Annotated in this window: 25 protein-coding genes; 19 read left to right on the top strand and 6 right to left on the bottom strand. The window is 51.4% G+C overall.

Annotated elements, in window-relative coordinates; translation table 11 throughout:
• The first annotated feature begins 6 nt into the window (after window positions 1-6).
• From Q366_RS05225 to Q366_RS21905, 18 genes are all read left to right on the top strand, one after another.
• Window positions 7-2,190, top strand: a complete 2,184-nt coding sequence (locus Q366_RS05225; RefSeq protein ID WP_035236955.1) for a Gldg family protein — start codon at window positions 7-9, stop codon at window positions 2,188-2,190.
• A gap of 16 nt (window positions 2,191-2,206) precedes the next feature.
• Window positions 2,207-3,214, top strand: coding sequence for a DUF4340 domain-containing protein (locus Q366_RS05220; RefSeq protein ID WP_035236954.1), 1,008 nt, complete (start codon window positions 2,207-2,209; stop codon window positions 3,212-3,214).
• A 3-nt stretch (window positions 3,215-3,217) separates the two neighbouring features.
• On the top strand, window positions 3,218-3,937 hold the full coding sequence (locus tag Q366_RS05215; protein ID WP_035236953.1) for a lysophospholipid acyltransferase family protein: 720 nt from the start codon (window positions 3,218-3,220) through the stop codon (window positions 3,935-3,937).
• Window positions 3,938-4,243: 306 nt separating this feature from the next.
• Window positions 4,244-4,684 carry a division/cell wall cluster transcriptional repressor MraZ gene (mraZ, locus tag Q366_RS05210; RefSeq protein ID WP_035236952.1) on the top strand — a complete coding sequence of 147 codons (441 nt, stop codon included), beginning with the start codon at window positions 4,244-4,246 and terminating at the stop codon, window positions 4,682-4,684.
• A gap of 1 nt (window position 4,685) precedes the next feature.
• Window positions 4,686-5,624 (top strand): 16S rRNA (cytosine(1402)-N(4))-methyltransferase RsmH, encoded by a 939-nt coding sequence (gene rsmH / locus Q366_RS05205; RefSeq protein WP_035236951.1) that lies wholly within the window; start codon window positions 4,686-4,688, stop codon window positions 5,622-5,624.
• 14 nt (window positions 5,625-5,638) lie between these two features.
• A complete protein-coding gene (locus Q366_RS05200) occupies window positions 5,639-5,959 on the top strand; it encodes an FtsB/FtsL family cell division protein (protein WP_035236950.1) in 321 nt (106 codons plus the stop codon).
• The gene (locus Q366_RS05195; RefSeq protein WP_035236949.1) at window positions 5,960-7,696 is read left to right on the top strand and encodes a peptidoglycan D,D-transpeptidase FtsI family protein; all 1,737 of its coding nucleotides are present in this window, start codon (window positions 5,960-5,962) and stop codon (window positions 7,694-7,696) included.
• Entirely contained in the window at window positions 7,683-10,715 is a 3,033-nt protein-coding gene (locus tag Q366_RS20050; RefSeq protein WP_051957830.1) for a UDP-N-acetylmuramoyl-L-alanyl-D-glutamate--2,6-diaminopimelate ligase, read from the top strand. The genes Q366_RS05195 and Q366_RS20050 overlap by 14 nt, the downstream gene beginning before the upstream one ends.
• 4 nt (window positions 10,716-10,719) lie before the next feature.
• Complete coding sequence (mraY, locus tag Q366_RS05185; protein WP_035236948.1) at window positions 10,720-11,799, top strand: phospho-N-acetylmuramoyl-pentapeptide-transferase; 1,080 nt, start codon at window positions 10,720-10,722, stop codon at window positions 11,797-11,799.
• A gap of 1 nt (window position 11,800) precedes the next feature.
• The gene (murD, locus tag Q366_RS05180; RefSeq protein WP_035236947.1) at window positions 11,801-13,171 is read left to right on the top strand and encodes a UDP-N-acetylmuramoyl-L-alanine--D-glutamate ligase; all 1,371 of its coding nucleotides are present in this window, start codon (window positions 11,801-11,803) and stop codon (window positions 13,169-13,171) included.
• Complete coding sequence (gene ftsW, locus Q366_RS05175; RefSeq protein ID WP_035236946.1) at window positions 13,164-14,318, top strand: putative lipid II flippase FtsW; 1,155 nt, start codon at window positions 13,164-13,166, stop codon at window positions 14,316-14,318. The genes murD and ftsW overlap by 8 nt, the downstream gene beginning before the upstream one ends.
• The gene (gene murG / locus Q366_RS05170) at window positions 14,305-15,474 is read left to right on the top strand and encodes an undecaprenyldiphospho-muramoylpentapeptide beta-N-acetylglucosaminyltransferase (protein ID WP_051957829.1); all 1,170 of its coding nucleotides are present in this window, start codon (window positions 14,305-14,307) and stop codon (window positions 15,472-15,474) included. Before ftsW ends, murG begins: the two co-directional genes overlap by 14 nt.
• Window positions 15,461-16,828: a UDP-N-acetylmuramate--L-alanine ligase gene (gene murC, locus Q366_RS05165; protein ID WP_035236945.1), complete on the top strand. Its 1,368-nt coding sequence runs from the start codon at window positions 15,461-15,463 to the stop codon at window positions 16,826-16,828. Before murG ends, murC begins: the two co-directional genes overlap by 14 nt.
• A 3-nt stretch (window positions 16,829-16,831) precedes the next feature.
• Window positions 16,832-17,770, top strand: coding sequence for a UDP-N-acetylmuramate dehydrogenase (gene murB / locus Q366_RS05160; protein ID WP_035236944.1), 939 nt, complete (start codon window positions 16,832-16,834; stop codon window positions 17,768-17,770).
• The gene (locus tag Q366_RS05155; RefSeq protein WP_035236943.1) at window positions 17,760-18,659 is read left to right on the top strand and encodes a cell division protein FtsQ/DivIB; all 900 of its coding nucleotides are present in this window, start codon (window positions 17,760-17,762) and stop codon (window positions 18,657-18,659) included. Before murB ends, Q366_RS05155 begins: the two co-directional genes overlap by 11 nt.
• A 1-nt stretch (window position 18,660) precedes the next feature.
• Window positions 18,661-19,887 (top strand): cell division protein FtsA, encoded by a 1,227-nt coding sequence (gene ftsA, locus Q366_RS05150; protein ID WP_035236942.1) that lies wholly within the window; start codon window positions 18,661-18,663, stop codon window positions 19,885-19,887.
• Window positions 19,888-19,906: 19 nt separating this feature from the next.
• Window positions 19,907-21,214, top strand: coding sequence for a cell division protein FtsZ (gene ftsZ / locus Q366_RS05145; protein WP_035236941.1), 1,308 nt, complete (start codon window positions 19,907-19,909; stop codon window positions 21,212-21,214).
• Window positions 21,215-21,297: 83 nt separating this feature from the next.
• Entirely contained in the window at window positions 21,298-21,456 is a 159-nt protein-coding gene (locus Q366_RS21905) for a hypothetical protein (RefSeq protein ID WP_342668577.1), read from the top strand.
• Here Q366_RS21905 and Q366_RS05140 read toward each other — a convergent pair.
• From Q366_RS05140 to Q366_RS05115, 6 genes are all read right to left on the bottom strand, one after another.
• Entirely contained in the window at window positions 21,439-22,152 is a 714-nt protein-coding gene (locus Q366_RS05140; protein ID WP_035236940.1) for a cytochrome c biogenesis CcdA family protein, read from the bottom strand. The genes Q366_RS21905 and Q366_RS05140 overlap by 18 nt on opposite strands.
• Window positions 22,153-22,155: 3 nt before the next feature.
• Complete coding sequence (locus Q366_RS05135) at window positions 22,156-22,572, bottom strand: thioredoxin family protein (RefSeq protein ID WP_051957828.1); 417 nt, start codon at window positions 22,570-22,572, stop codon at window positions 22,156-22,158.
• Entirely contained in the window at window positions 22,569-22,943 is a 375-nt protein-coding gene (locus Q366_RS05130; protein ID WP_035236939.1) for a putative zinc-binding protein, read from the bottom strand. The genes Q366_RS05135 and Q366_RS05130 overlap by 4 nt, the downstream gene beginning before the upstream one ends.
• Window positions 22,944-23,008: 65 nt before the next feature.
• Window positions 23,009-23,242, bottom strand: a complete 234-nt coding sequence (locus Q366_RS05125) for a thioredoxin family protein (RefSeq protein WP_035236938.1) — start codon at window positions 23,240-23,242, stop codon at window positions 23,009-23,011.
• A 51-nt stretch (window positions 23,243-23,293) separates the two neighbouring features.
• Complete coding sequence (locus tag Q366_RS05120) at window positions 23,294-24,361, bottom strand: permease (protein ID WP_035236937.1); 1,068 nt, start codon at window positions 24,359-24,361, stop codon at window positions 23,294-23,296.
• 112 nt (window positions 24,362-24,473) lie between these two features.
• Window positions 24,474-24,821: an ArsR/SmtB family transcription factor gene (locus Q366_RS05115; protein WP_035236992.1), complete on the bottom strand. Its 348-nt coding sequence runs from the start codon at window positions 24,819-24,821 to the stop codon at window positions 24,474-24,476.
• A 249-nt stretch (window positions 24,822-25,070) separates the two neighbouring features.
• On the opposite strand from Q366_RS05115, the gene dnaX reads away from it, so the two are divergent.
• A complete protein-coding gene (gene dnaX / locus Q366_RS05110; protein WP_035236991.1) occupies window positions 25,071-26,816 on the top strand; it encodes a DNA polymerase III subunit gamma/tau in 1,746 nt (581 codons plus the stop codon).
• Window positions 26,817-26,846: the final 30 nt, after the last annotated feature.

Here is a 26,846-nt window from a genome sequence, read left to right as displayed (position 1 = left end):
GTCACCATGGGTAAGCCTTTCCTTAAAGAATATTATCTGAAATTTATCCTGTATGCTGTTGTTACCGTTCTGCTGAATGTGGCGGGATTAAGCCTGTTTTTCAGATTTGACCTGACCGCCAACCGAATTTATTCCCTGTCCGATGCCAGCAAACAGGCCGTGTCCACCCTGTCGGAACCGTTGAACATCAAAGTATTTTTCTCAAAAAACCTGCCCGCCCCCCACAATAATACGGAACGGTACTTAAGGGACCTGCTCACGGAATACGCAGCCCAGGCCGGACAATATTTCAACTTTACCTTTTATAATGTATCCCAGGAAACCGACATGGGGGACAATGCGGACCAGAACCGTGAAATGGCCCGGGATTATGGAATATCACCAGTCCAGATCAGGGTGATGGAAAACGATGAGCTGAAATTTAAAAACGCTTACATGGGCCTGGTCATTCTCCATGGGGACCTCATAGAAAAAATCCCGGCCATCACTGCCACGGACGGCCTTGAATACGAGCTGACCTGCGCCATCCGCAAGCTGAACAACAAGGTGTCTGCACTTTTGCGCCAGACCGATAAAATCAATATCACCATGTATCTGTCCTCCGGGCTTAATGCCCTGGCACCGTTGATCGGATTGGACGAACTCCCGCATCTTGGCGATGAGGTGGCAGGGACTGTGGAAAAGCTGAACAGAAAAAACCTGGGTATTTTTCAGTTTGAATCCAAGGATATCTCAGACCCGGATGAACTTGAAAAACTTGCAAAGAAATATCATCTCATGGCCATGCACTGGCCTGACGTGCCTGAAAAAAATATCAAGGCAGGTGCCGGCACAGCCAGTCTTGTGGTGGAATATAAAGGCAAGACCCGGACTTTGCCCCTGATCACGGCCGTGGAGATTCCCATCATCGGCACCACCTATCAGATGACGGATCCCCGGGGGCTTGGCGAAGAGATTACAGCGGTCATGGAAAAACTGATCGGCATCAACAAGGATATCGGGTATCTGTCCGATCATGGCTGCCCCACCCTTGGACCGGACCGCATGGCCATGATGCAGGGCCGGGCCGGAAACGGTCTTGCCATTTTTGATCAACTTGTGGGATCAAGATACAATATCAAACAGATTCCCCTTAAAGATGAAGGCATTCCCCAGGGACTCAACTGCCTGGTAATTGCCAAACCCACCCAGCATTTTTCAGATTATGAATTGTTCCAGATTGACCAGGCCCTGATGAAGGGCACCAATATCGCTGTCTTTGCCGATGCATTTGAAGAGCAGCAGGGCCGGGGCGGCATGATGGGAATGCCTTCTTTTGCCCCCATCGACACCGGCCTTGAAAAGCTTTTAGCCCACTATGGCGTGGAGATTCAAAAAGCCTATGTGCTGGACAAAAATGCGTACACGCAGCCATTGCCCCAATCCCAGGGGGGCGGGGAGCAGATCATCTACTTTGCGCCTGTTCTCAAGGACGACGCCATCAACAATGATCCCGTGTTCATGAAAAACATCAAAGGCCTTGTGGTTATGCAGATCTCCCCGGTCAAGTATGTCAAGGGCGGCCAGGACGAGGCAAAGGTCAGTGCCGTCAGGCTCTTGTCTTCATCTGACCAGGCATGGCTCATGGAAGACAACATTAACCTGAACCCCATGTTTTTAAGCCCGCCCCCCACAAATAACGATCTGTCCACCTATGATCTGGCATATCTTCTGGAAGGGCAGTTTACATCCTATTTTAAAGGCAAACCTGTCCCTGAAAAGGAAGCCGGAGAAACCGACACCCAGGACAAAGACAACGTTGAAGGTCCGCAACCATCCGGGGCCCCGTCCCAAAACATCCAAGGACTTGAAGCCGGCAACCGCGTCATCGAAACATCAGCACCTGCAAAAATATTTGTGCTCGGATGTGCCCAGGTACTGCACGACAACATGCTGGACGAACAGGGCCGCACCACCAACGCAACCTTCCTGCTCAACGCCCTGGACCACCTCAACGGAGATGACGGCACGGCCCTTTTGAGAAGCAAGCAGCAGACCCTGAACCCCATTGCCCAAACCGATCCTTTAACCAAAGACATCATCAAGGGATTTAATACCATTGGCCTTTCTGTTCTGGTTTTCCTGTTCGGCCTGGGTGTCTGGTTTTTCAGAAGCATGAAAAAAAAGAAAATTGCACATATGTTCGGTTGATCCGGGAGGAAACATTATGAAAAAAGAATACATCATTTTAATCATATTGATCATCGGTTTAAGCGCTTATCTCGGCCTTAAAAAGGACGGGCAGGTCCACTATGAACTGCCAACGATTCCTAAGGTGGATACGACCCGCATTGACCGGGTGGAAATTTCCAGGGCAGACCGCCTGGTGGTCCTTGATAAAGGAGAAAAGGGCTGGACCATTACCGACAAAAAATTTCCGGCAAACCCGGATGATATAGAGCAGATGCTCGGCACCTTAAAAGAGATGAAACTGTCCGCCCTTGTATCCGAGGCCAAGGATCTTGCAAGGTATGAACTGGATGATCCCCATGCCGTAAAGGTCAAGGCCCTGGCCGGAAAAGAGGTGCTGCGCGACTTTGTCATCGGCAAAACAGCGCCCAGCAACAACCATACATTTATCTGCCTGAATGACTTGTCAGACGACAAGACCCGGACCGTATACCAGGCCAACGGAAACTTCAAAAACCAGTTTGACAGAGAGGCGGATGATTTCAGGGATAAAAACGTGCTCGGGTTTGACCCGGACAGCGTGAAAAAGATCACATTGGAACAGCAGGGAAAAACCGTCACCTGGGTAAAAGCCCAGGCCCTTAAAACAACAGATCAGGAAAAAGACGAGACAAAAAAGGATCCCACAGCAGAAAAGGCGGCCCCCAAAGAAGCGATCTGGAAAAATGAAGCAGGATCTGTTGCGGATCAAAGGAGTATATCCGATCTTCTGTCGTCTCTATCAAAGCTTGAATGCCAGTCCTTTTTGGATGATGACAAGGCTGCCCGGTTAAAGGAGATACAGCCCTCATGTAAAATTTTACTTGAAACCGATAGAACTTTTGTCCTAAATCTGTTTAATACCAATGACCATCAGGATGTGGAAGGATCTTGTTCATATACACCCTATGCTTTCATCCTGACCAGCTATAAAGCCGAAGATATTGTTTCGTATACGAATAAACTTCTGGGAATTGAACAACAGGACAGCACTAAATCCGACTAAGGAGTGAACGCTTTATTCAAAATAGCTTATCAGCCCTATAAATGGATGATTGTAATCCCGGCCATGTTTTTAAACACCCTGGTCATAGCGCTGATTTGCATCGTTGTAGGGGCTGTTTTCAACCCGGACAAGGCTGATGCCCTGGCAGTGATATGGGCCAGGATATTCTGTGCCATTGCGCCCATACGGGTCAGAATTCAGGGCAGGCAGAATTACAATCCCAAAGCGTCCTACGTGGTGGTGGCCAACCATAAAAGCATGGTGGACATCCCTGTGCTGCACGGGTTTACAGGGCTCACTATAAAATGGGTGATGAAAACGGAACTTCAAAAAATTCCGGTTTTCGGGACAGCCTGCACGTTTCTTGGCTGTATTTATGTGGACAGATCCAATGGGAAGTCTGCCGTGGAATCCATAGACGCGGCCAAAAACAGGTTATCAGACAAGGCCAGCATAGTTTTTTTCGCCGAAGGGACAAGATCTAGGGGTAAGCTCCTGCCCTTTAAAAAAGGGGCGTTTGTTTTTGCCATGACTTCCGGTCTGCCGGTTTTACCGGTGACGATTAAAAATTCAGAACATATTCTACCCTCTGATACCCTGGATCTCATGCCGGGTACGGTGGATCTGATCATTCATCCCCCGGTGCATATTCCCAACTGCAGCAAGGCAGAACTGAATGAAAAAATTGATCAGATCCACCAGACCGTAGCCGGTGCCCTTTAGTCTGTCTTAAAAAAAATACCCATCCAGGCAGCTTTGAATTTCTCATTATTGAATTTTCTAATCAGATACACCAACAGCCTTTGAACTCGTCTATTTAATCAAAAATTATTACATATTATACCATTTTTTATAACTTATTGATTTTACTAAAAAATCATTTTTTACTACCTAATAAAATCAGGCACTTAGCCCGAATCTATATAATTTCGACTCATTTTATAGCTTGACTTCTCTTATATTTTTCGTAAAAGTGGATGCAAAGTGGGTGCAAGGTGGATGTAGTTTTTTAGAAAAAAGGCTGCCCAGGTGTTTCGATCCAGTTCCTGTCATACAATTGATGACAAAGGAAGACTCATTATCCCGGCACGATTCAGAAAAGTGCTCAAGGCGGATGATGATTACGGGATCATGGTATCAATTAAGGACGGCTGCATTTTTGCATTTACTTTCAGCGAATGGAAGGCTATTGAGGACCGTTTAAAAACGGTCAAAACTGCAGCCATGCAGAGGTTCAAACGTTTTTTTCTGGGCAATGCCTGTCCGCTGGCATGCGACAGGCAGGACAGGGTTTTAATTCCCCAAAACCTGAGAACCTATGCAGGGATAGACAAAGAGGTCGTTCTTGTGGGTGTTCTGGACCGGTTTGAAATTTGGGCCAAAGAAAGATGGGAACAGGAGCAGAATACAATGGAACAGGAGCTTAGGCGGGAGGACGTCAGAGAAGAGATTGCTTCCATAGGTTTATGATATGGGCTTTCAACATACCTCTGTCATGCCGAGTCCGGTGCATGTATATCAGAACCTTAAACCCGGAGATATATGTGTGGACTGCACCCTCGGCGGATGCGGACACGCGGTGTCAACGCTCAAGGCCATAGGTTCCGGCGGATTGCTCATCGGCATTGACCAGGACATGGATGCCATTACCAACGCCCGAAACGTACTTCATCCTTTCAAGGATAATATCCGGCTGTACCATAACAATTTCAGTGATCTCCCCGACATCCTCAAAGAAATCGGAATCAACGGGGTTAACAGCATTCTTCTTGACCTGGGCTTTTCACTCAACCAGCTGACGCAGAGCAAACGTGGATTCAGTTTTAAAAAAGACGAACCATTGGACATGCGGATGGATGTCCGTAATGGGTTAACCGCACACCAGGTGGTGAACACCTATTCGGAAAAACAATTGGTTGATATTTTTTTCACATACGGGGAAGAACGCTTTTCAAGACAGATGGCAAGGGCAATCGTTGCAAAAAGGGCTGGCACCCCCATTGACACCAGCCTTGATCTGGCCAGGGTCATCGAGGACGCCGTGCCTGCCCGTGCAAAGGCAAAGCAGAAAATTCATCCGGCCACCCGGGTGTTCCAGGCCCTGCGCATTGTGGTCAACCAGGAGCTTGAACGCCTGGAAACATTCATGCAGGCGGTACCGTCCATGCTGGTCAAGGGCGGGCGTATCAGCATCATCTCTTTTCACTCCCTGGAAGACCGTATTGTCAAACAGCGGCTGCGCGCCTTTGAAAACGGATGTACATGCCCAAGGCAGTTTCCCACATGTATATGCGGATTTGTAAAGCAGATGGAATCCGTTACCAGGAAACCTGTAACAGCGGATCCAGACGAGATTAGAGCAAACCCCATGGCAAGAAGCGCCAAGTTGCGGGTGGCGCAAAGACTATAAAAGGTGGTCCGGTTTTGAACACATCACAAAAACGAAAAAAACAGATTGATTCCCTCCAGACCCGCAAAGGGCTGTTGTGGTTTTTCCTGATCATGGTGCTGGCAGCCGAACTCATTTGCAACGCCTGGATCAGAAGTGAATCCAGCCAGGCCATGATCATGATCGCAAAAACCGAAAGCCAGATCCGGGACATGGCAGATTACCGCCAGGCCTTAAGCGTGGAACTCGCGCGTCTTAAATCCGACGCACGGATCTCCCGTATTGCCCGCACCCGGTTGGGTCTGACACCGGACATCTTTAATCAAACCATTTACCTGCCCAAAGGGACAAACTAAATGGCGGCAACCTCTTGTGAAAAAATCGGCTTACGGATTCTTTTCATCCGTTTTTTTCTGCTGCTGTGCCTGGTGGGCATTGCCACCCGTTCCTTTGACATCCAGATCCTCCAGGGTAAGACGCTCAGGAAAAAAGCTGAAAACACCTATGTCCGACGAATCACCATCCAGGGAGACCGGGGACTGATTCTTGACCGTCATTTAAATAAACTGGGCGCCAGCATTGAGGCACCCAACATTGCCGCAGACCCCACCCAGGTCAAAGATGCCCGGCAGGCGGCAGGTCAGCTGATAAAGATCCTTGGCGGCAGCCAGGCTGAAATGGAAAAAAAACTTTCCCAGGACCGCCGGTTTGCGCTTCTGGCAAGCCGGGTGGCACCGGCCAAGGCAGACGAGGTAAAAAAGCTCAACATTGCCGGTATCTATACACCGGATAACTCCAAACGGTTTTACCCCAACCGGGGCCTGGCAGCCCAGGTTATCGGATTCACAGGCAAAGATGACCAAGGCCTTGAGGGGCTGGAATTCTCATATAATGATTTCCTGAAAGGCCGGACCCTGAAGACCGAAGAATACAGGGACGGCCAGGGCACTGTCTTTGATACAGGGAAAAACAAGCGTGACGGCCTTAAGGGGGACACCATTGTTTTAACCCTGGATAAAAAAATTCAGTTTTTCAGTGAGCAGGCCCTTGAGAAGGCCGTGAAAGAACACCGGGGCAAATCAGGCATGGCCCTTGTCATGCAACCCGCCACCGGTGAACTTCTGGCCGTGGCCCATTACCCGGAATTCAATCCGAACAGCTATGGTGATTTCGGCCAGGACCGGTACAGAAACAGGGCAGTGACCGACGCATTTGAGCCCGGTTCCATCATGAAAGTGATCACTGTGGCCTCGGCCATTGAACGGGGCATGTCTGCCACAACCATTATCAATTGTGAAAAAGGCAGTTACCGCGTAGGCAGATCCGTGATCCATGACACCCACCCCCATGAGTACCTGACCCCGGGTCAGATTGTCAAACTCTCCTCCAACATCGGGGCTGCAAAAATTGTCCAGGATATCGGTCCCAAGGCCATGCACTATTACCTGAATGCCTTTGGATTCGGCACAAAAACCGGAATCAACTGCCCGGCAGAGCGCGCAGGCGTTCTTCTGCCCCTGAACCGCTGGACAAGCATTGATGCCGTGGCCATGTCCTTTGGCCAGGGCATTTCAGTAACGGCGCTCCAGCTTGTAAGTGCCGTATCAGCCATCGCCAACGGCGGCAAATTGATGAAGCCTGTGCTGGTTAAAAAGATCCTTTCCAATTCAGGTGAGGTGATCCAGGAAAATGAACCCTGTGTGATCCGCCAGGTTATTTCTGCCAAAACCGCGGGAATTGTAAAAGCGATGATGGCCACAGTGGTCCAGAAGGAAGGGACAGGGACCAGGGCAGCCATACCCGGCTACCAGGTGTGCGGCAAAACCAGCACAGCCCAGAAGGCCGCCGAAGACAAAAAAGGATACTCCAAATCCAGGTTCATTGCGGCATTTGCAGGCTTTGCCCCCTTTGATGACCCGGCTCTTGCCATTCTGGTGGTGGTGGATGAACCCAAACAGAATCATTACGGCGGTATTGTGGCGGCACCGGCGTTCAAGGATATCATGACCCGATCCTTCAACTATCTGAATATTGCCCCCGACACAGACATGGTGGCGGCATTACCCCGGAAGGTGTTCCATGCAACTGACTGAAATCCTGAACACAACTGACGTCGTGCTCACGCCTGATCAGGAACAGGCAGGCATTGGCAGCACCGCCATCACCGACATTACCTGCGATTCCAGGCTGGTGGTACAGGGTGCTTTATTCATCGCCGTGGACGGCCACACCGCAGACGGCCATGATTATATTGCCCAGGCCCTTGACAACGGGGCTGCCGCTGTTCTGGCCCAAAAAATCCCCCCTGGGCTGCCCCGGGAACAGGCCCTGCATATTGTTCTTTCAAAGGACACCCGCAAAGATACGGCCATTGCCGCTGCAAATTTTTTCGGTCATCCATCACAGGAACTGGTGCTGGTCGGCATCACCGGGACCAATGGTAAAACCAGCATTACCTGGCTTTTGGAACAGATTTACCAGAGCTGCGGGATCACCTGCGGCGTCATCGGCACGGTAAACATCAGATATCCGGGCACCACCATTGACACCCCTGTCACCACCCCGGATGCGGTGTGCCTGCAAAAAACCATGCGCAACATGAAACTTGCCGGTGTCACCCATGTCATCATGGAGGTATCCTCCCACAGCCTGGACCAGCACCGGGTGGATGAATGCAATTTTAATGCGGCTGTATTCACCAACCTCACCCAGGACCATCTGGATTACCATGATGGTCTGGAAGATTATTTTGCCTGTAAGAAAACCCTGTTCACCGGGCATTTAGGCCCCTTTGGGGACGGAACCCGGGGTAGAGCCGTTATCAACATTGACAATGCATATGGCACCCGGCTGGCAGACAGTCTTGATCTGCCCGTTATCCGGGTCAGTGCAGACCATCAGGCCGATATCAGGGCAATTAACGTCACAGACGACATCCATGGTCTGAAAGCCACCCTGGATTTCAGCGGTGTACAGACCCCCATGCACTCTGTGCTCACGGGCCGCTTCAACCTGGAAAACATCTTATGTGCGGCAGGCGCGGCTTTAGCCACAGACATCCACCCTGAATCCATTGCCAGGGGTATTGCCGGTCTTGAACGGGTGCCGGGCCGGCTTGAAAAACTTCCCTGCGAACTGAACCGGCATATCTTTGTGGATTATGCCCACACACCCGATGCCCTTGAATCCATCCTGAAAACCCTTGCCGGCCGGGCACCTGCACGGCTGATCACGGTGTTCGGATGCGGCGGAGACAGGGACCGTAGCAAACGCGGCCCCATGGGTGTCATTGCCTGCAGATACTCGGACATCGCCATTGTCACTTCGGACAACCCGCGAACCGAAGACCCGGACGCCATTGTGGACGAAATTATAGACGGTATCCGTGCCCAGGGGGTCAATCAGATTGATCTTGGGCAGATTGATCTTGGGCAGATTGATCTTGGGGCATCCAATGCCTGTGAAAAAGGATATATCCGGATGACTGACAGGGCCAAAGCGTTGGCCCTGGCCGTCCAGATTTCAAAACCCCGGGACATTATCGTGGCCGCAGGAAAGGGCCATGAAACCTACCAGATCACCCATGCGGGCACCATTCATTTTGACGACAAGGAACACTTAACCCATGCCTGCACCCAGGCATTGACGCCAAGACCATGGCATCTTGGGGATCTTTCCTGCGCCCTTGGGTGTGACGCCGTAACCGTTCTGGGACAAAAGCGTGGCGCAGATGCCGGAACACCGGTTTTCAAAGGCATTGGCACCGATTCAAGAACCCTCTCCCCGGATATGGTATTTTTGGCTTTGCCAGGGGAGCGCTTTGACGGACACAGCTTTATTCCGGATCTGGCGGAAAAGGCAATTTCCGCTTTTATTGTCAGGCAGGGTTACTTAGATACCCTTGATTTAAAGCAGAAACGTCTGATGGACAATGGCCGGATCTGTTTTTTCCAAGTGCCGGACACCCTGGTTGCCCTGGGGCGCCTGGCCCGGTATCACCGGATGCGTTCAAATGCGCGGATTGCCGCCCTGACAGGCTCCAACGGAAAGACATCCACCCGGAAAATGGCCGAAGATATCTTTTCGCAACACCATGACACCCTGGCCACCCGGGGGAACCTGAACAATGAAATCGGCCTGCCCCTGACCCTGCTCAGACTGGCGGATATCCATGAATGGGCCGTGGTGGAGATGGGCATGAGCAACCCGGGTGAAATCGCCCGGCTTTCCGCCATTGCCCGGCCTGACATTGCACTTATCACCAACACCCATGGTTCGCATATGCAGGGAGTGGGCTCTTTGGACAATGTGGCCCGGGCCAAAGCTGAAATTTTTGAAGGACTGAACCCCGGCGGCACAGCCATTGTTTTTGGCGATGACCCACGGCGTGACATCCTTGTCCAGGGGGCAGGGAAAAACGCGGGGACAGCCAAATTGATGCTTTTCGGCACCCGGCCCGACAGCGATATCCTTTTGTCAGAAATCAGTTTCACAGACCATGGCATTACATTTTCCCTTGCCATGGACGGGCATGCCCGCCAATACACGGTCCCCTCCCCGGCAGCCTTCATGGCCTTTAATGCCGCCGCCGCCGCCGCCCTGGCCAAGGCCGCAGGCATTGATGAAACAGATATTGCCCAGGGGCTTGAAGCCTTTGTCCCGGTCAAGGGCAGAATGAATTTAAAACATCTTGGCAACGGCCTGCACCTGATTGACGACACGTACAATGCCAACCCCTGTTCCATGGACCAGGCCCTGAAGGTCTTAAACCGGATGGCCGGCACGAACCGGGGCATTGCCGTACTCGGAGACATGCTGGAACTGGGGGATCAGACCCAACTGCTTCACCGGCAGGTGGGGTACCTGGTGGCAGCGCTTTCACCGGCAAAGCTTTTGCTGTTCGGCACCCAGGTCGCCCGGATCCGGGAGGGGGCTTTGGAAAAAGGATACCCGGATACACGCATCGTCATGGGGTCCAAACAGGAACTGGGGGAGACCCTTAAAAAATTAACAAAACACGAAACCTGGGTACTGATTAAAGGTTCCAGGGGAATGGCCATGGAAACGCTGATCCCGGTACTTGAAGACATACCTGCTGAAAGGGCGGACTGATCCAATGTTTTACCAGTTTTTATACCCGCTGCACGAACACTATACCATTTTCAATATTTTCCGGTATATCACCTTCCGCACCGTATACGGAGGACTGACCGCCTTTCTCATCTGTTTTATTCTCGGCCCCTTTGTAATCCGGCAGCTCCAGGTCATGCATTTCGGCCAGATCATCCAGACCGACGGCCCCCAGTCCCATTTAAAGAAACAGGGCACCCCCACCATGGGGGGCATTATGATTTTGTTTTCCATTTTTGTTTCCACCTTTTTATGGGGAAACTTCACCAACCACTATGTGGGGATATTGCTGCTCGCCACCCTGCTTTTCGGTGTTATCGGTTTTATTGACGACTACCTGTCGCTGTTGAAAAAAAAGAATATGGGATTTACGGCCAGGGCAAAATTCCTTCTCCAGATCCTTTCGGGCCTGCTCATCGGTTTTCTGATCTACAGCAGCCCGGACTTCAATGCCGTGCTCACGGTACCGTTCTTCAAAAACGTGGCCATCAATTTAGGCATTCTTTATATTCCCTTTGCCTGTCTGGTCATTGTGGGCACATCCAATGCCGTGAACCTGACCGACGGACTGGACGGGCTGGCCATCGGCCCCTTTATCGTGGCATCGGTGACCTATATGCTGTTTGCCTATGTGGCCGGCCATGTCCAGTTTGCCGAGTATCTGCATGTCCGGCACATTCTCGCAGCCGGGGAAGTCACCGTAATCTGCGGCATCCTGGCAGGTGCCGGCATGGGTTTTTTATGGTTCAATGCCCATCCGGCCCAGATTTTCATGGGCGACACCGGTTCCATCCCCCTTGGGGCCATCCTGGGCACCATTGCCGTGGTCACCAAACAGGAGATCATGCTAGTGCTGGTAGGCGGGCTTTTTGTCATGGAAGCGGTATCCGTAATTCTTCAAGTCTCCTATTTTAAAATCACCCACGGCAAGAGAATCTTCAGAATGGCACCGCTGCACCACCATTTTGAATTAAAAGGCTGGCATGAATCCAAGGTGATTGTCCGGTTCTGGATTATTTCCATCTTCCTGGCCGCCCTATCCCTAAGCACATTGAAAATAAGATAAGATGCGCCATTTTCCTGACACATATGAACTGGTTGTGGGCTTAGGGGTCTGCGGGATTTCCATGGCCCGGTTTTTGAATTCCCTGGGCCACTGCGTGGTAGCCACGGACATTGACGGGACAAAAACCAGAGAAGCTGCGGCCTTAAAAGAACTGGGTATTCCGGTAAGAATCGGCAGCCATGGCCAGAAGATGTTTGACAAGGCGTCCATCATTATTCCAAGCCCCGGTATTCCCTTAGACATGCCGTTTATCAGGTCGGCCAGGGCCAAGGGCGTGCCTGTAAAAGGGGAACTGGATATTTTTGCCCTGTACAACACCACGCCAGTGATCGCAATCACAGGCACCAACGGGAAAACCACCACCACGGAACTTGTGGCAGCCATGCTTGAGGCATCAGGGATTTCCTGCTTTGTGGGCGGAAATATCGGCACCCCCCTGGTGGAACATCTCATGCAGGACAGACAAAAGGATGTTGTTGTCGCCGAAATTTCTTCCTTCCAGCTTGATCTTGCGGATATTTTCAGGCCTGATGTGGCAGCTCTTCTCAATATTGCCCAGGATCACCTGGACCGGTATCCGGATTTTGCGGCTTACGCCGATTCAAAATGGTCTGTTTTTAAAAATATGACCGCTCTGGATACTGCCGTGGTTAACGCTGCCATCAAAAATTTTTCAACACGGACGAAAGCCATTTGCGCCGGTATCCTTGAATTTTCATCCACCGGCCCTGTGACCCGGGGCGCAAGCGTTCACAAGATGGGAATCGATATCCGGACAAAAAAAATCAATGACACCCTTGCCGCAGACACCCTGGCCATGCTTCCCGGCATCCATAACAGGGAAAATATTGCAGCAGCCGCGCTCGTTGCACTGAGTTGCGGTGCTACCATGGCAGGTATCAGGCAGGCCTTAAACGAGTTTACCCTGTCAGACCATCGCATCGCCTTTGTCCGGGAGATTGACGGCATCCGTTTTTACAACGACTCCAAGGCCACCAACGTGGATGCCGTGCTGCGTGCCCTGGAATCCTTTGAATCCAATGTCATTCTCATTCTCGGAGGCAGGGAAAAGGGCCTGGATTTTGCCCCCCTGGTGCCTGAAGTGAAGGCCCGGGCCAAGGCAGTTATCGGCATGGGCGAAGCTGCCGGTCATATCATGGAGACCTTTGACGGCATCTGCCCGGCATACGCCTGCCCGGACATGATCTGTGCCGTTAACAGGGCGGTTTCCCTTTCAGGCAGAGGTGATGTGGTGCTTTTATCCCCGGCCTGCGCAAGTTTTGATCTCTATGCCAATTACCAGGAACGGGGAAAAGACTTTTCCCGCATTGTCAACGCGATGGTTCCGGGACAGGAGCTCTGTCATGGCTAATACCCTGGGCGCCCGGGAATACATCCCCAATCGTCTCCATCCCTTTTTCAGGGAAAAAACCATTCTTTTCCCGGTGCTTATTCTCACCGGCATTGGCCTGGTCATGGTGTATTCGGCGTCCTGTGCCATTGCCATGGATGAGCATAACACCTTGTTTTATTACCTGAAACGCCAGGCCATATTCCTGTTTGCCAGTCTTTGCATCATGTATATCACCGCCTCTTTGCCTTACAAATTATATAAAAGCATGGCCTATATCATCCTGTTTACAGCCATGGGCCTGCTGATTGCCGTGCTTATCCCGGCCCTGGGCATTAAAGCGAACAATGCCCGGCGCTGGCTTGATTTCGGGCCGTTCGCATTCCAGCCCGCAGAATTTGCCAAGCTTGCCATGATCCTTTTCATGGCCTACTCCCTGTCCAAAAAACAGGAAACAGGAAAACTGCGGGAATTTTCCATTGGTGTTGTACCCCATGTCATGTGGTTCAGCCTCATGGCCGTACTCATCCTGTTCCAGCCCGATTTCGGCACCATCGTGGTCCTGGGCATGATCTGCTGGGGAATGATGTTTACTGCAGGCGTACCTTTACGATACCTGCTCATCCCGTTGCCGCTGATTATTCCTGTGGTGGCATACTTTCTGGTTTTCAAGGTCAGTTACCGGCTTGAACGGGTCATCGGATTCCTGCACCCCTGGGACGATCCCCTTGGCAACGGGTTCCAGCTCACCAACTCCCTCAAGGCCTTTGGATCGGGCGGTCTGTTCGGCAAGGGTATCGGGCTTTCCATGCAAAAGATGCATTTTCTGCCCGAACCCCATACGGATTTTATTTTCTCCATAATCGGCGAGGAACTCGGCCTTATCGGGGTGACAGCGATCCTGGTGCTTTACGGGCTCATCCTTCACACCGGTACCTGCATTGCCCGGCAGGCAGATACCTTTTTCGGGGCACTGACAGCCACGGGCATCACCTTATACCTTGGACTCCAGGTCATCATCAACACGGGCGTGACCTTGGGCGTACTGCCCACCAAGGGGCTGACCCTGCCCTTTATTTCCTACGGCGGGACATCCCTGATCATCAATATGGCAGCCATGGGAATTCTAATGAACATAGGAGCGTCGGCAAACCATGGTCACAAATAAACAGGTCACAAATAAACAGGCCGCCAATAAACATGTCATCATTGCCGGCGGAAAAACAGGGGGCCATCTTTTCCCGGGCATTGCCGTGGCCCAGGCCCTGATGGAAAAAGACCCAACCACCAAAATCCTTTTTGTGGGCACCCGCGCACCCTTTGAAACAGATACCCTTGCCCGGTACGGGTTTATCCATAAATCGATTATCGCACGCCCCATTAAGGGGAAAAACATATTTGCAAAGGCCTGGTCAGCCAGCCTTGTGGGGATCAGCCTGGTCCAGGCCCTGGCCATCATCATGATGTTCAGGGCGGATTTCATCCTGGGCGTGGGCGGATTTTCATCCTTTGCCCTGGTTCTGGCCGGACGTATCCTTTTCAGGAACACGGCCATCCATGAACAGAATGCCTTTCCCGGCATGACCAACCGCCTGCTGGCAAAAATTGCCCGGTCCCGGTTTATCTCCTTTAAAGAGACCAGGGGCATGCCGGAAAATGACACCACATTTCTGGTGGGCAACCCGGTACGCCGTCCCTTACCCACCACGCCTCTGGAAAACACGAACACAGATGACAGTGTGCTTAACCGGATAAACCCAGATGATTTTCTCATCCTTGTCACCGGCGGCAGCCAGGGTGCCGCCTCCATTAACGGGGCATTCACCGATGCCGTGGCAATGATGAAAGATACCCGCCGGCTTTTCATCATCCACCAGACCGGGAAAAACGCCGAGGCACAGATACAGCAATTTTACAGGGCCAGGGAAATCCGGCACAAGGCCGCAGCCTTTTTCTACGATATGCCTGCCATCCAGGACCGGGCAGACCTGGTCATCAGCCGGGCCGGGGCCGGCACGGTATCAGAGCTGTGTATCAAGGGAAAACCCGCCATCCTGGTCCCCTACCCCCATGCGGCAGACGATCACCAGACCGCAAACGCCAGATACCTGGCTGACCAGGGCGCCTGCATCATGATTGCGGACAAGGATCTGACAGGTGAAACCTTATTGGCAGCCATTGAGGACCTGCAGCACAATACAGATAAAAGAGTTGAAATGGCGGACACCATGACGGCCCTTGCCATGCCCCATGGGGCAGACCTTATTGCCGGGCGTATTCTGGGAACGGATGTTTCAAAAAGGAATAAAAATGTACCAGCATGATTACCACATATATTTTGTAGGCATCGGCGGCATCGGCATGAGCGGCATTGCCGAACTGCTGTTAAATCTTGGCTACACCATATCCGGGTCCGATCTCAGGCTCTCCCACATCACGGACCGGCTCAAGGCCAAAGGGGCCGTGATTTACAAAGGCCATGCCAAGGAAAACATCAAAGATGTGGATGTGATGGTGACCTCTTCGGCCATTTCCCCCCAGAACCCGGAGGTGATCAAAGCAAAAGAACTGGGCTGTCCCATCATCCCCCGGGCTGAAATGCTGGCCGAGCTCATGCGCATCAAATACGCCATTGCCGTGGCAGGGGCCCATGGCAAAACCTCCACCACCGCCATGATCTCCCAGATCCTGAACACCGCAGGACTTGATCCCACAGTCATCATCGGCGGCCTGCTCCAGGGGCTTGACACCAATGCCCTGCACGGTTCCGGTGAATTTATTGTGGCCGAGGCCGATGAAAGCGACGGATCTTTCCTCAAATATGCCCCCTCCATTGCCGCTGTGACCAACATTGACCTGGAACATCTGGATTTTTATAAAGATATTGAAGACATAAAAGACAATTTTGTCCGGTTTATCAACTCCGTTCCCTTTTACGGCCTTGCCATCCTGTGCCTGGACAACCCCCATATCCAGGACATTCTGCCCAGGATCACGGTGCGGCACATCACCTACGGCCTGACAGCCCAGTCCGGACTGCAGGCACGGCACATCCGGTTTGAAAACGGGAAATCCCTGTTCAATGTTTTCAAGGGAAAACAGGACCTGGGCCAAATCCTTTTAAACATCGGGGGACAGCACAATATTCTCAATGCCATGGCCGGCATTGCCACGGGCCTGGAGCTGAACATCCCCTTTGACACCATTAAAAAAGCGTTGGAAGAGATCAAGGGCGTCAAACGCCGCCTGGAAATCAAGGGCCACGCCAAGGGCATCACAGTCATGGATGACTACGGCCATCACCCCACAGAGATCAAGGCCACATTGACAGCAGTCAGGGAAAGCTATCCGGACAAACGGATCATTGTGGCATTCCAGCCCCACAGATACACAAGAACAAAGGCCTTGTTCCAGGAGTTCACCCGGGCCTTTTACCAGTCTGACGTGCTCATGGTGCTGCCCATCTACCCGGCTTCGGAATCCCCCATTGAAGGCGTGGATTCGGAAAAACTTGTGGCAGGGATACAGGCCCACGGACACAAGGACGCCTGCTTTGCCCCGGATTTTATCCAGGCCTTGTCCATCCTCACCCACAAGGCAAAGCCGGGGGATATGGTGCTGACCTTAGGAGCCGGCGATGTCTACACCCTTGGGGAAAAACTGGTGGAGGTTTTGTAACCCATGGGTAAAAGCTGCGACATAAAAAAGATGTTCGCGCCCTTTGCGCCTGAAACGCACAAGGCCATGGACCGGTACACCAGCTTCAGGGTGGGCGGGCCAGCGGATATTCTGGTGCTGCCGCAAACCATGGAACAGGTGATCGCCCTTGCCAAAACCGCACAAAAAGCCGGGGTGCCGGTGACCATTCTCGGCGGCGGCACCAATGTCCTTATATCGGACAAAGGGGTCCGGGGGCTTGTGATGGTTTTAACCCGGCTGAGACAGGGAATTGAACAGACCGCACCCCACATGAACACAGGCGGCGACTCTTCAGACCAGATCTGTTTGACAGCACTTGCCGGAGAACGTCTTGGCAATATTTGCAGACATGCGGCAGACTCAGGTCTGGCCGGTCTGGCCTGGGCAGCCGGAATCCCGGGCACCATTGGCGGTGCCGTCATGATGAATGCAGGGGCCTTTGGCAGCGACATGAGCCAAATTGTCATGGAAATCGAAGTGTTGGATCTTACCACCCTGGAAACAACAGTGCTGCCCGGAAACCGTCTGCCATTTTCCTACCGGAAACTGGCCCTTGAAAACAGTATTGTGCTCAAGGTCAGGCTTGGCCTGGCCAAAGCTGACCCCGGAACCGTCAGGGATGAATTTTACCGCAACCTTAAAACAAAACAGTCCACCCAGCCGGTGTCCCAGGCATCTGCCGGGTGTTATTTCAAAAACCCCCCGGGCTTCAAACCAGCAGGCTTTCTCATTGAGCAGGCCGGCATAAAAAACGCCCGGTGCAACGGGGCCATGGTCTCTGATCTGCACGCCAATTTCATTGTCAACCACGGCAACGCCTGTGCAAGTGACATCCTGAACCTGGCTGTCCAGATAAGGAAAAGCGTATACGAGAAATTCGGGATTACCCTTAAAGAAGAGGTGAAAACCATTGGCGACTAAAAAAATTACTCCAAACAGCTACAAGGTACAGGAAAAAGAGACCCGGAAACTTAAAATTTTTTCCGGCGGCAAAGCCCTTTGGGGAAAAATTTTTCTTATTCTCTTTGTCGGTGCAATGAGTTTTGGGTGCATCTACATTCACGACGCGGTTCTCCAGTGCCCTATCTTTGATGTTAAAACCATTATGATTGACGGACTTGACCGGGTGACCCGGGACGAGGTCCTGACCCAGACAGGACTTGACAAGCCAGTCAATATGTTTGAACTGCAGCCGGATATGCTCGAAAAAAAGCTGAACACCCATCCATGGATTCGCATGGCCACGGTGAAACGTCAGCTGTTATCAACCCTTTCCATTAAAATCGAAGAGCAGGAACCCTTGGCCATCGTGACCATTGAAAACCTGACAGACATCGTCATCAACACCCAGGGAGCACCCTTTAAAGCGTATGAACCGGCCAAGGATGATCTAAAGGCATTGCCCGTTATATCCGGGGTGGATTTAAGCCTGTCCAACAGCACGTACCTGTTTGAAGGGGACCTGTTCAACGCGGTGATGGAAATCCTAAAAATCAAAGGATTCGGACAGATTCAGACCATTTTGGGAGACGACAATACAGGCATCGTCATTAATATATTAACCACTTGCCCTGATACAGGATATCCTGGCCCCTCCGGCGAAAAAAAAGCTGAAAACAAGACCGTTCTCCCGGTTAAACTCGGGTTTGACAGATTTGAAGAAAAACTTGCAAGAGCCAGGCAGGTCCGGAACTATATGGAGACCAACTACCCGGACAAAACCATATCAGCCATGGATCTTTTCAGCCTGGAAAAGGTGTTTGTTACAACTGAAGATGCTGCCCACAATACTATAGAAAAGGGGGTCTAACTTGCAGGGAACCGAAAAATTACTGGTGGGACTTGACATTGGTACCACCAAAATCTGCGCAGTGGTGGGTGAGATGCTTGATGATGAGATCAACATCATCGGTGTGGGCTCCCACCCCTCCACAGGGCTTCGCAAGGGATCCGTGGTGAACATAGAGTCCACTGTGGATTCCATTAAAAAAGCTGTGGAAGAAGCCGAACTTATGGCGGACTGCAATATATCTTCCGTTTACGTGGGCATTGCAGGCAACCACATCAAAGGGTTCAACAGCCATGGCATCATTGCCATCAAAGGCCGGGAGATCACCGAAATGGATGTGGAACGGGTCATTGATGCGGCCAAGGCGGTTGCCATCCCCCCGGACCGGGAAATTTTGCATGTCATTTCACAGGAATTTATTGTGGATGAAATGACGTCTATCCAGAACCCCGTGGGCATGACAGCCGTGCGCCTGGAAGCCAAGATCCACATCATCACAGGTGCGGTATCTGCAGCGCGCAACATTATCAAGTGCTGCCACAAGGCAGGTCTCGAGGTTTGCGACATTGCCCTTGAATCCCTGGCCTCGGGCTATGCTGTCCTCACCGATGAAGAAAAGGAACTTGGCTGCATCCTGGCCGATATGGGCGGCGGAACCACTGACCTGGCCCTGTTCAAAGACAACAATCTGAAATTCATTTACGAACTTACCGTGGGCGGACATAACCTGACCAATGATATTTCCGTAGGGCTTCGCACCCCGTTGCCCGAAGCGGAAAAGATTAAAAAAACACACGGCACCTGTATACCGCAAAACGTCAAGAACGGCGATATCATTGAGGTGCCGGCGGTGGGCGGCAGAGCCCCCAAGCGCCTGGCCAAGGGGATTCTTGCCGAGATCCTGGAACCCCGGGTGGAGGAGATCTTTTCCCTGCTGAAAAAGGAGCTGTTTTCCAACGGACTTGAAAACAGCTTTCCTGCCGGATTTATCCTCACCGGCGGCAGCGTTGTCATGGACGGCATTGCTGAAATGGCAGAATCCGTATTCAGCGTACCTGTTCGTATTGGTGAAGCCAAGCGTATCGGCGGACTCAAAGATATTGTTAAAGACCCCGCATACGCCACAGGCGTTGGACTCGTCATCTTCGGATCACAGACAAGCAGCCGTACCCAGGTTGCCAAGAACGATTCCCATGGGCTTCAGATGATTTTAAATAAAATGAAACAATGGTTTAAAAATATTATTTAGATCCTTAAAGGAGTTGGATATGACTTTTTCTTATGTGGAGAATAACAACACGGCTAAAATTAAGGTCATTGGTGTCGGCGGTGCCGGCAGCAACGCAGTCAACAACATGATCGACGCCAAGCTTCAGGGTGTTAAATTCATTGTGGCCAACACCGATGCCCAGGCCCTGGAACACTCCAGGGCCGAAGTTAAAATTCAAATGGGCACCCAGCTCACCGAAGGGCTTGGGGCGGGTGCAGATCCCAATGTGGGCAGGGATGCGGCCCTGGAAAGCATGGATGAACTGCGCGAATCCCTTGCAGACAGCCATATGGTCTTTATTACCGCCGGATTCGGCGGCGGTACCGGCACAGGCGCCGCACCTGTGATTGCAGAAATATGCAAGGATCTGGGCATTCTCACCGTGGCGGTTGCATCCAAACCCTTTTCCTTTGAGGGCAAAAAACGGGAACGGGCAGCTTTGGACGGCTTGAAAAAACTGCAGGAAATTACAGACACCGTCATCACCATCCCCAATGACCGGCTGCGCGGGATTGCCGGTAAAGGGGCACGCATGAAGGACATGTTCATCAAGGCCGACGAAATTTTGCACCACTCTGTCAAAGGCATCACCGATTTAATCATGATGCCCGGACACGTCAACCTGGACTTTGCCGACGTAAAAACCACCATGCAGAAAGCCGGCAAGGCGTTAATGGGCATTGGTATTGCCTCGGGCGAAAACCGGGCCACGGAAGCGGCTGAACGGGCCATTTCCCATCCGCTGCTGGAAGATATCTCCGTATCCGGTGCCAAGGGCGTGCTGATGAATATCACATCAAGTTCCGATCTGACCCTTGACGAAATGACCGAAGCCTGTGACCGCATCTACCAGGAAGTGGGTGACGAGGCTGAAATCATCTGGGGCCAGACCTTTGACGAAGAACTCGGGGATGAAATCCGCATCACCGTCATTGCCACGGGGATTGGTATGGACGAGCCGGCTCATGCTGAAAATATGCACAGATTTGATCCTCAAATCGCCCAGGCCTATGCCCAGCACCCCCAGCAGACAACTGTTGCCAACGGCACATACGGGAACCAGGCAGTCTATGGCCAGAGCACACCGAACATGGGGCAGCCCACGCCTGCCGGCCGCCAGGATCCCATTGCCAGGGGGATTGTAAGGGACGCCACAGAAGAGGATATGGCCAACTGGAATGACCCGGTGCGTGTTGTCCGCCACAAACGCGTGGTGGGAGATAGCAACCTGGGCCAGGACCACGGCATGAATTTTGATAATGACGACCTGGAGATTCCCACTTTTTTAAGACGCAAAGCCGATTAATCAATGAAAAAAAGATGCAAAGCCAGCCCTGACCGTTGGTCCTGTAAAGGCGAAGGAGGCCATTTTTATTTAAAAACGGCTTTTTGAATCTTGTCCGTATCTTGCGGGCAACGGGCCTTCCCCTGCGGCCATCTGACCGGCACCACATCCACCCCCTGGTGGCTGCAGGGGGGGGATGGAGCCTTAACCCGGAACCTATTGCGCCCTTTGTTGACCTTCTCCTTTCAGGGGATATGATATAAAAAGGGACTGGCAATAAAATATACGCCTAGGCCTGCAATGGTAACCCCGGCCAGTTTTCTGAACCATGCACCGGCACCACTCCAGACGCGGTTTTCAACAAGCCTTTTCACTGAAGCAGCAAAGCTGCCCGCAACGGCAATGGGCAAACAATGACCCAGGGCAAAAAGAAGGATTAAAACCACTCCTGTGGCCACCTTTTCCTGGACGGTAATAATGGCCAGCACCGGTGCAATAAATCCAAAGGTACAGGACCCGGATAACAGGCCGTAACCAAGGCCCAGGACAAAAGCCCCCCATTTCCCCTTAAGATTCAGCCGGTACAGTACAGTTCCCGGCACAGCGCATACCCCGATCCCCATCATATCCAGGGAAATCCAGATCAGAATAGCGCCGATCAGAACCTGCCACCAGCCGCCCACATCACCGAGCATCCTGCCAAGAAAGGCGCAGACAGTCCCTGTCAGCGCAATGGTTATGAAAAGGCCTGCTGTAAACAAAACAGAATAAAAACTTGCTTGACGGGGCCGGACCATGGTGCTCTGACCGGCGACATATCCGACAATTAAAGGGATGGATGCCAGATGACAGGGGCTGAACAATACACTGATAACGCCCCATAAAAAACACCCGGCAGCCGCAAGCATCATACTGCCCGTCATCCATTGGTTAACCGTCAGAAACAGGGAGTCAGGCATACATTATTCCTTTGTCTCCAGGTTCGGAATTTCTGCTCCCATGTCCGTCAATCGCCGGACAATATCAGCTTCATCCAGAAAACCAAGATGTCGATACACCTCTTTACCGTTTTCATTGAAAAAAATCTGGGTGGGTATGGCCCGGACCTCAAACCTTGCCGCCTGATCCCTGTTTTCCCAGACATCTATAAAAATAATCCGGGCATTGCCTTCATATGCTTTTTCAAGCTTGTTTAAAATCGGGGCCATCATTTTGCAGGGAATGCATTTCTTTGCCCCCAGATCGATCATGGTAATGGTCCCTTTTTCCGGAATTTCAGATAAATCCAGGGGCCAGGCGGTCTGGGTTACTGACAGAACAACCAAAGCAGGCACCGCAAAAAGCATCAGGGTTTTAATTGTTCCGGCACCTATTGTCATTGATTTGCACCTTTGGTCAGGGCATCCTTGACCATCTCAATTTCCCCGGGCTTAAGCTTAAGCTCTTTGTTTTTTTCAATGCCAAGGTCGGTAATCACGGTATAATTTTTATTCTCTATCCCGCTTTTTTCCAGAATTGCCTTAGCGCATCCTATCTCACAGCCGTCGATCACAACAAGCTTGTCCACATCCTTTGCAGACTGGACAAAACTGCTGAGTCCGCCCCCAATACCCGCCAGGCAGAACATTTTTCCAAAACCCTGTTGAGTGAGTTCAATGGCAGCCTGGTTTGAAAGCTGGCCCACGTTGGATCCGCCGGAACAGGCAAGAATCATAGTTTGACTGTTTGAACAACAACAATTTTCGGACATCGTCTTCTCCTTCATAAAAATTATTTGGTGGTGTTTTTGACGAACATTTTCGTATATTTCCCGTGCTACCCGGCAAGCCAGGCTTTAACATCATCTTTTTTGGGCACCTTGCCAACGCACTTCACTTCACCATCCACAATAACCGAAGGCGTACCAAACACGCCGTATGACGCAATTTGCAGCATATCAGTCACCTTCTCAACGCTTGCATCCACACCCGCCTCCTTAATCACTTCCCGGATCAATTTTTCGGTTTTACCGCACTTGGCACATCCCGGGCCTAATACTTTGATTTCCATGTTAATCACTCCTTTTAATCAAAATCATTTTTTATGAAACACCATCATTTTTTATAAAATCAGATTAAACAGATACCCCACAAACAAAATACCGCAGGATACAACACCGATGAAAACGCCGATCAATCTGGGTTTCAACACCTTTCTTAAAATCACCATTTCAGGCAATGACAGGGCAATGACACTCATCATGAATGCCAGGACAGATCCCAGGGCCGCCCCTTTGCCCAGCAGTGCTTCAACAACAGGGATAACACCGGCTGCATTGGAATACATGGGCACCCCGATCAGCACAGACACGGGCACAGACCACCAGGCATCTTTGCCCATGACCGATGCCATGACGCCTTCCGGAACAAACCCGTGGATGCCGGCTCCCACGGCAATACCCAGAATAACGTAGATCCAGACACGTCCGATGATCTCTTTTACCGCATCCCAGCCGTAAACAAACCGGTCCTGCCATGTCATCTTTTCCTCTTCCAGCTCAACGGCAGCCATGCTGGCCTGGGTCACCCACTCCTCGATGTGATTTTCAAGTTTTAGCCGCCCGATAACCCAACCGGCGGCAATGGCAATGAAAAGCCCTGTGCCCAAATAAATGGCAGCCACTTTCCATCCCAAAAGCCCATATAAAAGCCCCAGGGCAATTTCATTGACCATGGGCGCAGAGATCAGAAACGAAAACGTGACACCCAGGGGGACACCGGCGGTCACAAAACCAATGAACAAAGGCACGGCAGAGCAGGAACAAAAGGGCGTTACAATCCCAAGCAGTGCGGCAAACACATTGCCGGCAAATTCGCTTTTCCCGGACAGAAACGCCCGGGTTTTCTCCGGGGTAAAAAAGCTTCGGATAATACCAACGCCAAACACCACCAGAAAGAGCAGCATCATGACCTTGGGTGTGTCATAAAGAAAAAATTCAATGGAACTGCCAAGATGAGATCCCTTATCAATGGGTAAAAGATCATAGGTCAGCCATTTGGACAATCCGGACAGCTGCCGGTAAACCACCCACCACAAAACGACACCGGCCGTCCCCAGGAACAGGCTCAGCACCAGCTGCATGTTTTCTTTTTTCCGGACCGGGCCGGTATCTGCTGTATTTGAATCCATACGCCTCCTTAATCCATACATGGTCATTTAACGATATATGAGCCTATATTTAGGCGTATAGGAAGTTCCATTTCCTAAAACCTAAAACCCGCCCAAAGGGCGACAATTTATCTTATCCCTTGCCCACAATATTATGCCGGTCAATTCCCGGAAGGATATTCTCCAGTCTCTGAATCTGGGCATCATTGCCCAGCCAGTGTTTCAGATTTCCGATCATGCTTGCGGCAAAGGGTGATCCATTGCCGTCGGACAGGGAATAATTGACCCACAGCCCATCCTTGAAACTTCTGACCAGATCGGCATCCTCAAGTATTTTCAAATGTTTGCTTGCAGTGGACTGGGCAATGCCTAAACATTCCTTGATTTCACAGACACATAAAGGCCGGTGCTGAAGCAGTTTCATCATCTTCACCCGGTTGGGATCAGATAATGCTTTCATGACCCTGATAAATATTTTCATTTCTGCCAAACTTTAAAATCCCGGCTTCAAGTAAATCGTTAAAATGGAATATATAAAACCGGTCAACGATTGTCAAGGCCAATAAAATTGAAAAAGTACCTGGGGTATAGATCCCGAACCTTTGACAATCTTTAAACATAGTCCGCAAATGAAACAAATTCCCCCTCCGACATTGACCCTTAACACCCCCTCTGGTATAAAACTTTGTACTTTTTATTGAAAGAAACATCAACGGCCTTTGGATACACCATGTCTTACCAGGTTCTGGCATTAAAATATCGTCCCCAGACATTTTCAGATGTTGTTGGACAGGATCATGTCACCACGACCCTGACCAATGCCATTTCCGGGAACAGGGTGGCCCATGCCCTTCTGCTGGCAGGTCCCAGGGGCACCGGCAAAACCACCATTGCCCGCATCATGGCCAAGGCCCTGACATGTCAGGCCGGCCCCACCCCGTCGCCGTGCAATGAATGCAGAATCTGCAAAGACATTATCAACGGTCATTGTGCAGATGTGTTTGAAATTGACGGCGCATCCAACAACAGCGTGGAACAGATCCGTGAACTGAGGGACAATGTGGCCTACATGCCCTCTGCCGCCAGGTATAAAATCTATATCATTGATGAAGTCCACATGCTTTCGGTGGCTGCCTTCAATGCCCTGCTCAAGACCCTTGAAGAGCCCCCGGATCATGTTATTTTCATCTTTGCCACCACGGAAGTCCATAAAATCCCGGCCACCATCCTGTCCCGGTGCCAGCGCCATGATTTGTCACGAATTTCACTGGACAGAATCTGCGCGCACTTGGAGAATCTGTGCCGAAAAGAAGGCTATACCGTTGAAAAAGAAGGGCTGGAACTGATCGCCCTGGAGGCGGACGGCTCCATCAGAGACAGCTTAAGCCTGCTGGACAGGATTCTTTCAGCCGGGCCTGAAAAAGAGATTGGCCGGCAAATAGTGGCCCAAAGGCTTCGGACCACGGACCGGAGAGTTCTTTTTTCCATATCGTCGGCCGTACTGGAAAGAAACGGGGCTTGCCTCATTGAGCTTGTCAGTAAAATCAATGACTCCGGTATGGATTTGAAAGAATTTTATTCCGGTATCATTGCCCAGTTCAGGAATCTGAACATCATCCGGCTGTGCGGGAAAAACAGCCCTGTGCTCAATATGATTGAAACGGAAAAGCTTGAGCTTGACCAGATGTGCCAAAACCTGCCGCCGGCCTATCTTGGGATGCTGCTGGACCTTCTATTAAAGGAGGAGAGCATTGTGCGCTTCGCATCCCACACCCAGACCGCCGTGGAGATGGTGCTGCTCAAAATGATCCAGATTGAGCCTGAGACCCGGCTTGATGAAATCATCACCAAGGTGGATCTTTTAGCACGCCGGATGGAGAACCGTCTGGACCAGGCCGGTGCCGGTTCACCTTTCCCGCAACAAAATAATAATCTCAACCAGGCATCTGTTCTGCCTGCAGAACAGGTCCCCGGTACCGGCTCACCCCGGCCGATGCCGGAACCACCACCCTATGAACTTAACCTGGCCCAGATACTACCGCCGGACATCCCTGCCGATTCACCCGGTTCATTGGAATCTGACACCCCTGTGCACCAGGAGAAAGAACAGGTTAAAGAACACCGGAGGCCTGCAAGCTGGTCCGGGTTCATGGAAATACTTCAACATGAGCAGCCCTTTATTTTCGGCTTATTTTCCAAGGGCCAGGCAGACACATCAGCCCCGGACAAGGTCATTGTAACCCTGGCATCCTGCTCCGGGTTTGAAACATCCAGGCTCAACAACGCAACCAAAACGCTGGCAGAACTGGGCCAAAAGCATTTAGGAAAATCCATTGAGGTACGTATAGAAGACAATGGCTGTGCGGATGATAAGACCTGCCGTCAGCAATATGACCGGCAAAAGGCTGAACAAGCCGCGGCAGCCCATCCCATGGTCCTGCACGCGGTACGTTTATTTGACGCAGATATTATATAAAAAACCCCCAATATAAAAATAGGAGCTGAC

It is taken from the genome of Desulfobacter vibrioformis DSM 8776, from assembly GCF_000745975.1.
Classification (GTDB): Bacteria; Desulfobacterota; Desulfobacteria; order Desulfobacterales; family Desulfobacteraceae; genus Desulfobacter; species Desulfobacter vibrioformis.
Note: the sequence above shows the minus strand (reverse complement) of the source record. Positions and strands in the feature narration are given on the sequence as shown.

Bases quoted from the DNA above. Each gene is read 5' to 3' on its own strand.
- Q366_RS05225 (WP_035236955.1), top strand. From the start codon at position 7: ATGGGTAAGCCTTTCCTTAAAGAATATTATCTGAAATTTATCCTGTAT.
- Q366_RS05220 (WP_035236954.1), top strand. From the start codon at position 2,207: ATGAAAAAAGAATACATCATTTTAATCATATTGATCATCGGTTTAAGC.
- rsmH (WP_035236951.1), top strand. From the start codon at position 4,686: ATGGGCTTTCAACATACCTCTGTCATGCCGAGTCCGGTGCATGTATAT.
- Q366_RS05195 (WP_035236949.1), top strand. From the start codon at position 5,960: ATGGCGGCAACCTCTTGTGAAAAAATCGGCTTACGGATTCTTTTCATC.
- Q366_RS20050 (WP_051957830.1), top strand. From the start codon at position 7,683: ATGCAACTGACTGAAATCCTGAACACAACTGACGTCGTGCTCACGCCT.
- mraY (WP_035236948.1), top strand. From the start codon at position 10,720: ATGTTTTACCAGTTTTTATACCCGCTGCACGAACACTATACCATTTTC.
- murD (WP_035236947.1), top strand. From the start codon at position 11,801: ATGCGCCATTTTCCTGACACATATGAACTGGTTGTGGGCTTAGGGGTC.
- ftsW (WP_035236946.1), top strand. From the start codon at position 13,164: ATGGCTAATACCCTGGGCGCCCGGGAATACATCCCCAATCGTCTCCAT.
- murG (WP_051957829.1), top strand. From the start codon at position 14,305: ATGGTCACAAATAAACAGGTCACAAATAAACAGGCCGCCAATAAACAT.
- murC (WP_035236945.1), top strand. From the start codon at position 15,461: ATGTACCAGCATGATTACCACATATATTTTGTAGGCATCGGCGGCATC.
- murB (WP_035236944.1), top strand. From the start codon at position 16,832: ATGGGTAAAAGCTGCGACATAAAAAAGATGTTCGCGCCCTTTGCGCCT.
- ftsZ (WP_035236941.1), top strand. From the start codon at position 19,907: ATGACTTTTTCTTATGTGGAGAATAACAACACGGCTAAAATTAAGGTC.
- Q366_RS05140 (WP_035236940.1), bottom strand. From the start codon at position 22,152: ATGCCTGACTCCCTGTTTCTGACGGTTAACCAATGGATGACGGGCAGT.
- Q366_RS05135 (WP_051957828.1), bottom strand. From the start codon at position 22,572: ATGACAATAGGTGCCGGAACAATTAAAACCCTGATGCTTTTTGCGGTG.
- Q366_RS05130 (WP_035236939.1), bottom strand. From the start codon at position 22,943: ATGTCCGAAAATTGTTGTTGTTCAAACAGTCAAACTATGATTCTTGCC.
- Q366_RS05125 (WP_035236938.1), bottom strand. From the start codon at position 23,242: ATGGAAATCAAAGTATTAGGCCCGGGATGTGCCAAGTGCGGTAAAACC.
- Q366_RS05120 (WP_035236937.1), bottom strand. From the start codon at position 24,361: ATGGATTCAAATACAGCAGATACCGGCCCGGTCCGGAAAAAAGAAAAC.
- Q366_RS05115 (WP_035236992.1), bottom strand. From the start codon at position 24,821: ATGAAAATATTTATCAGGGTCATGAAAGCATTATCTGATCCCAACCGG.
- dnaX (WP_035236991.1), top strand. From the start codon at position 25,071: ATGTCTTACCAGGTTCTGGCATTAAAATATCGTCCCCAGACATTTTCA.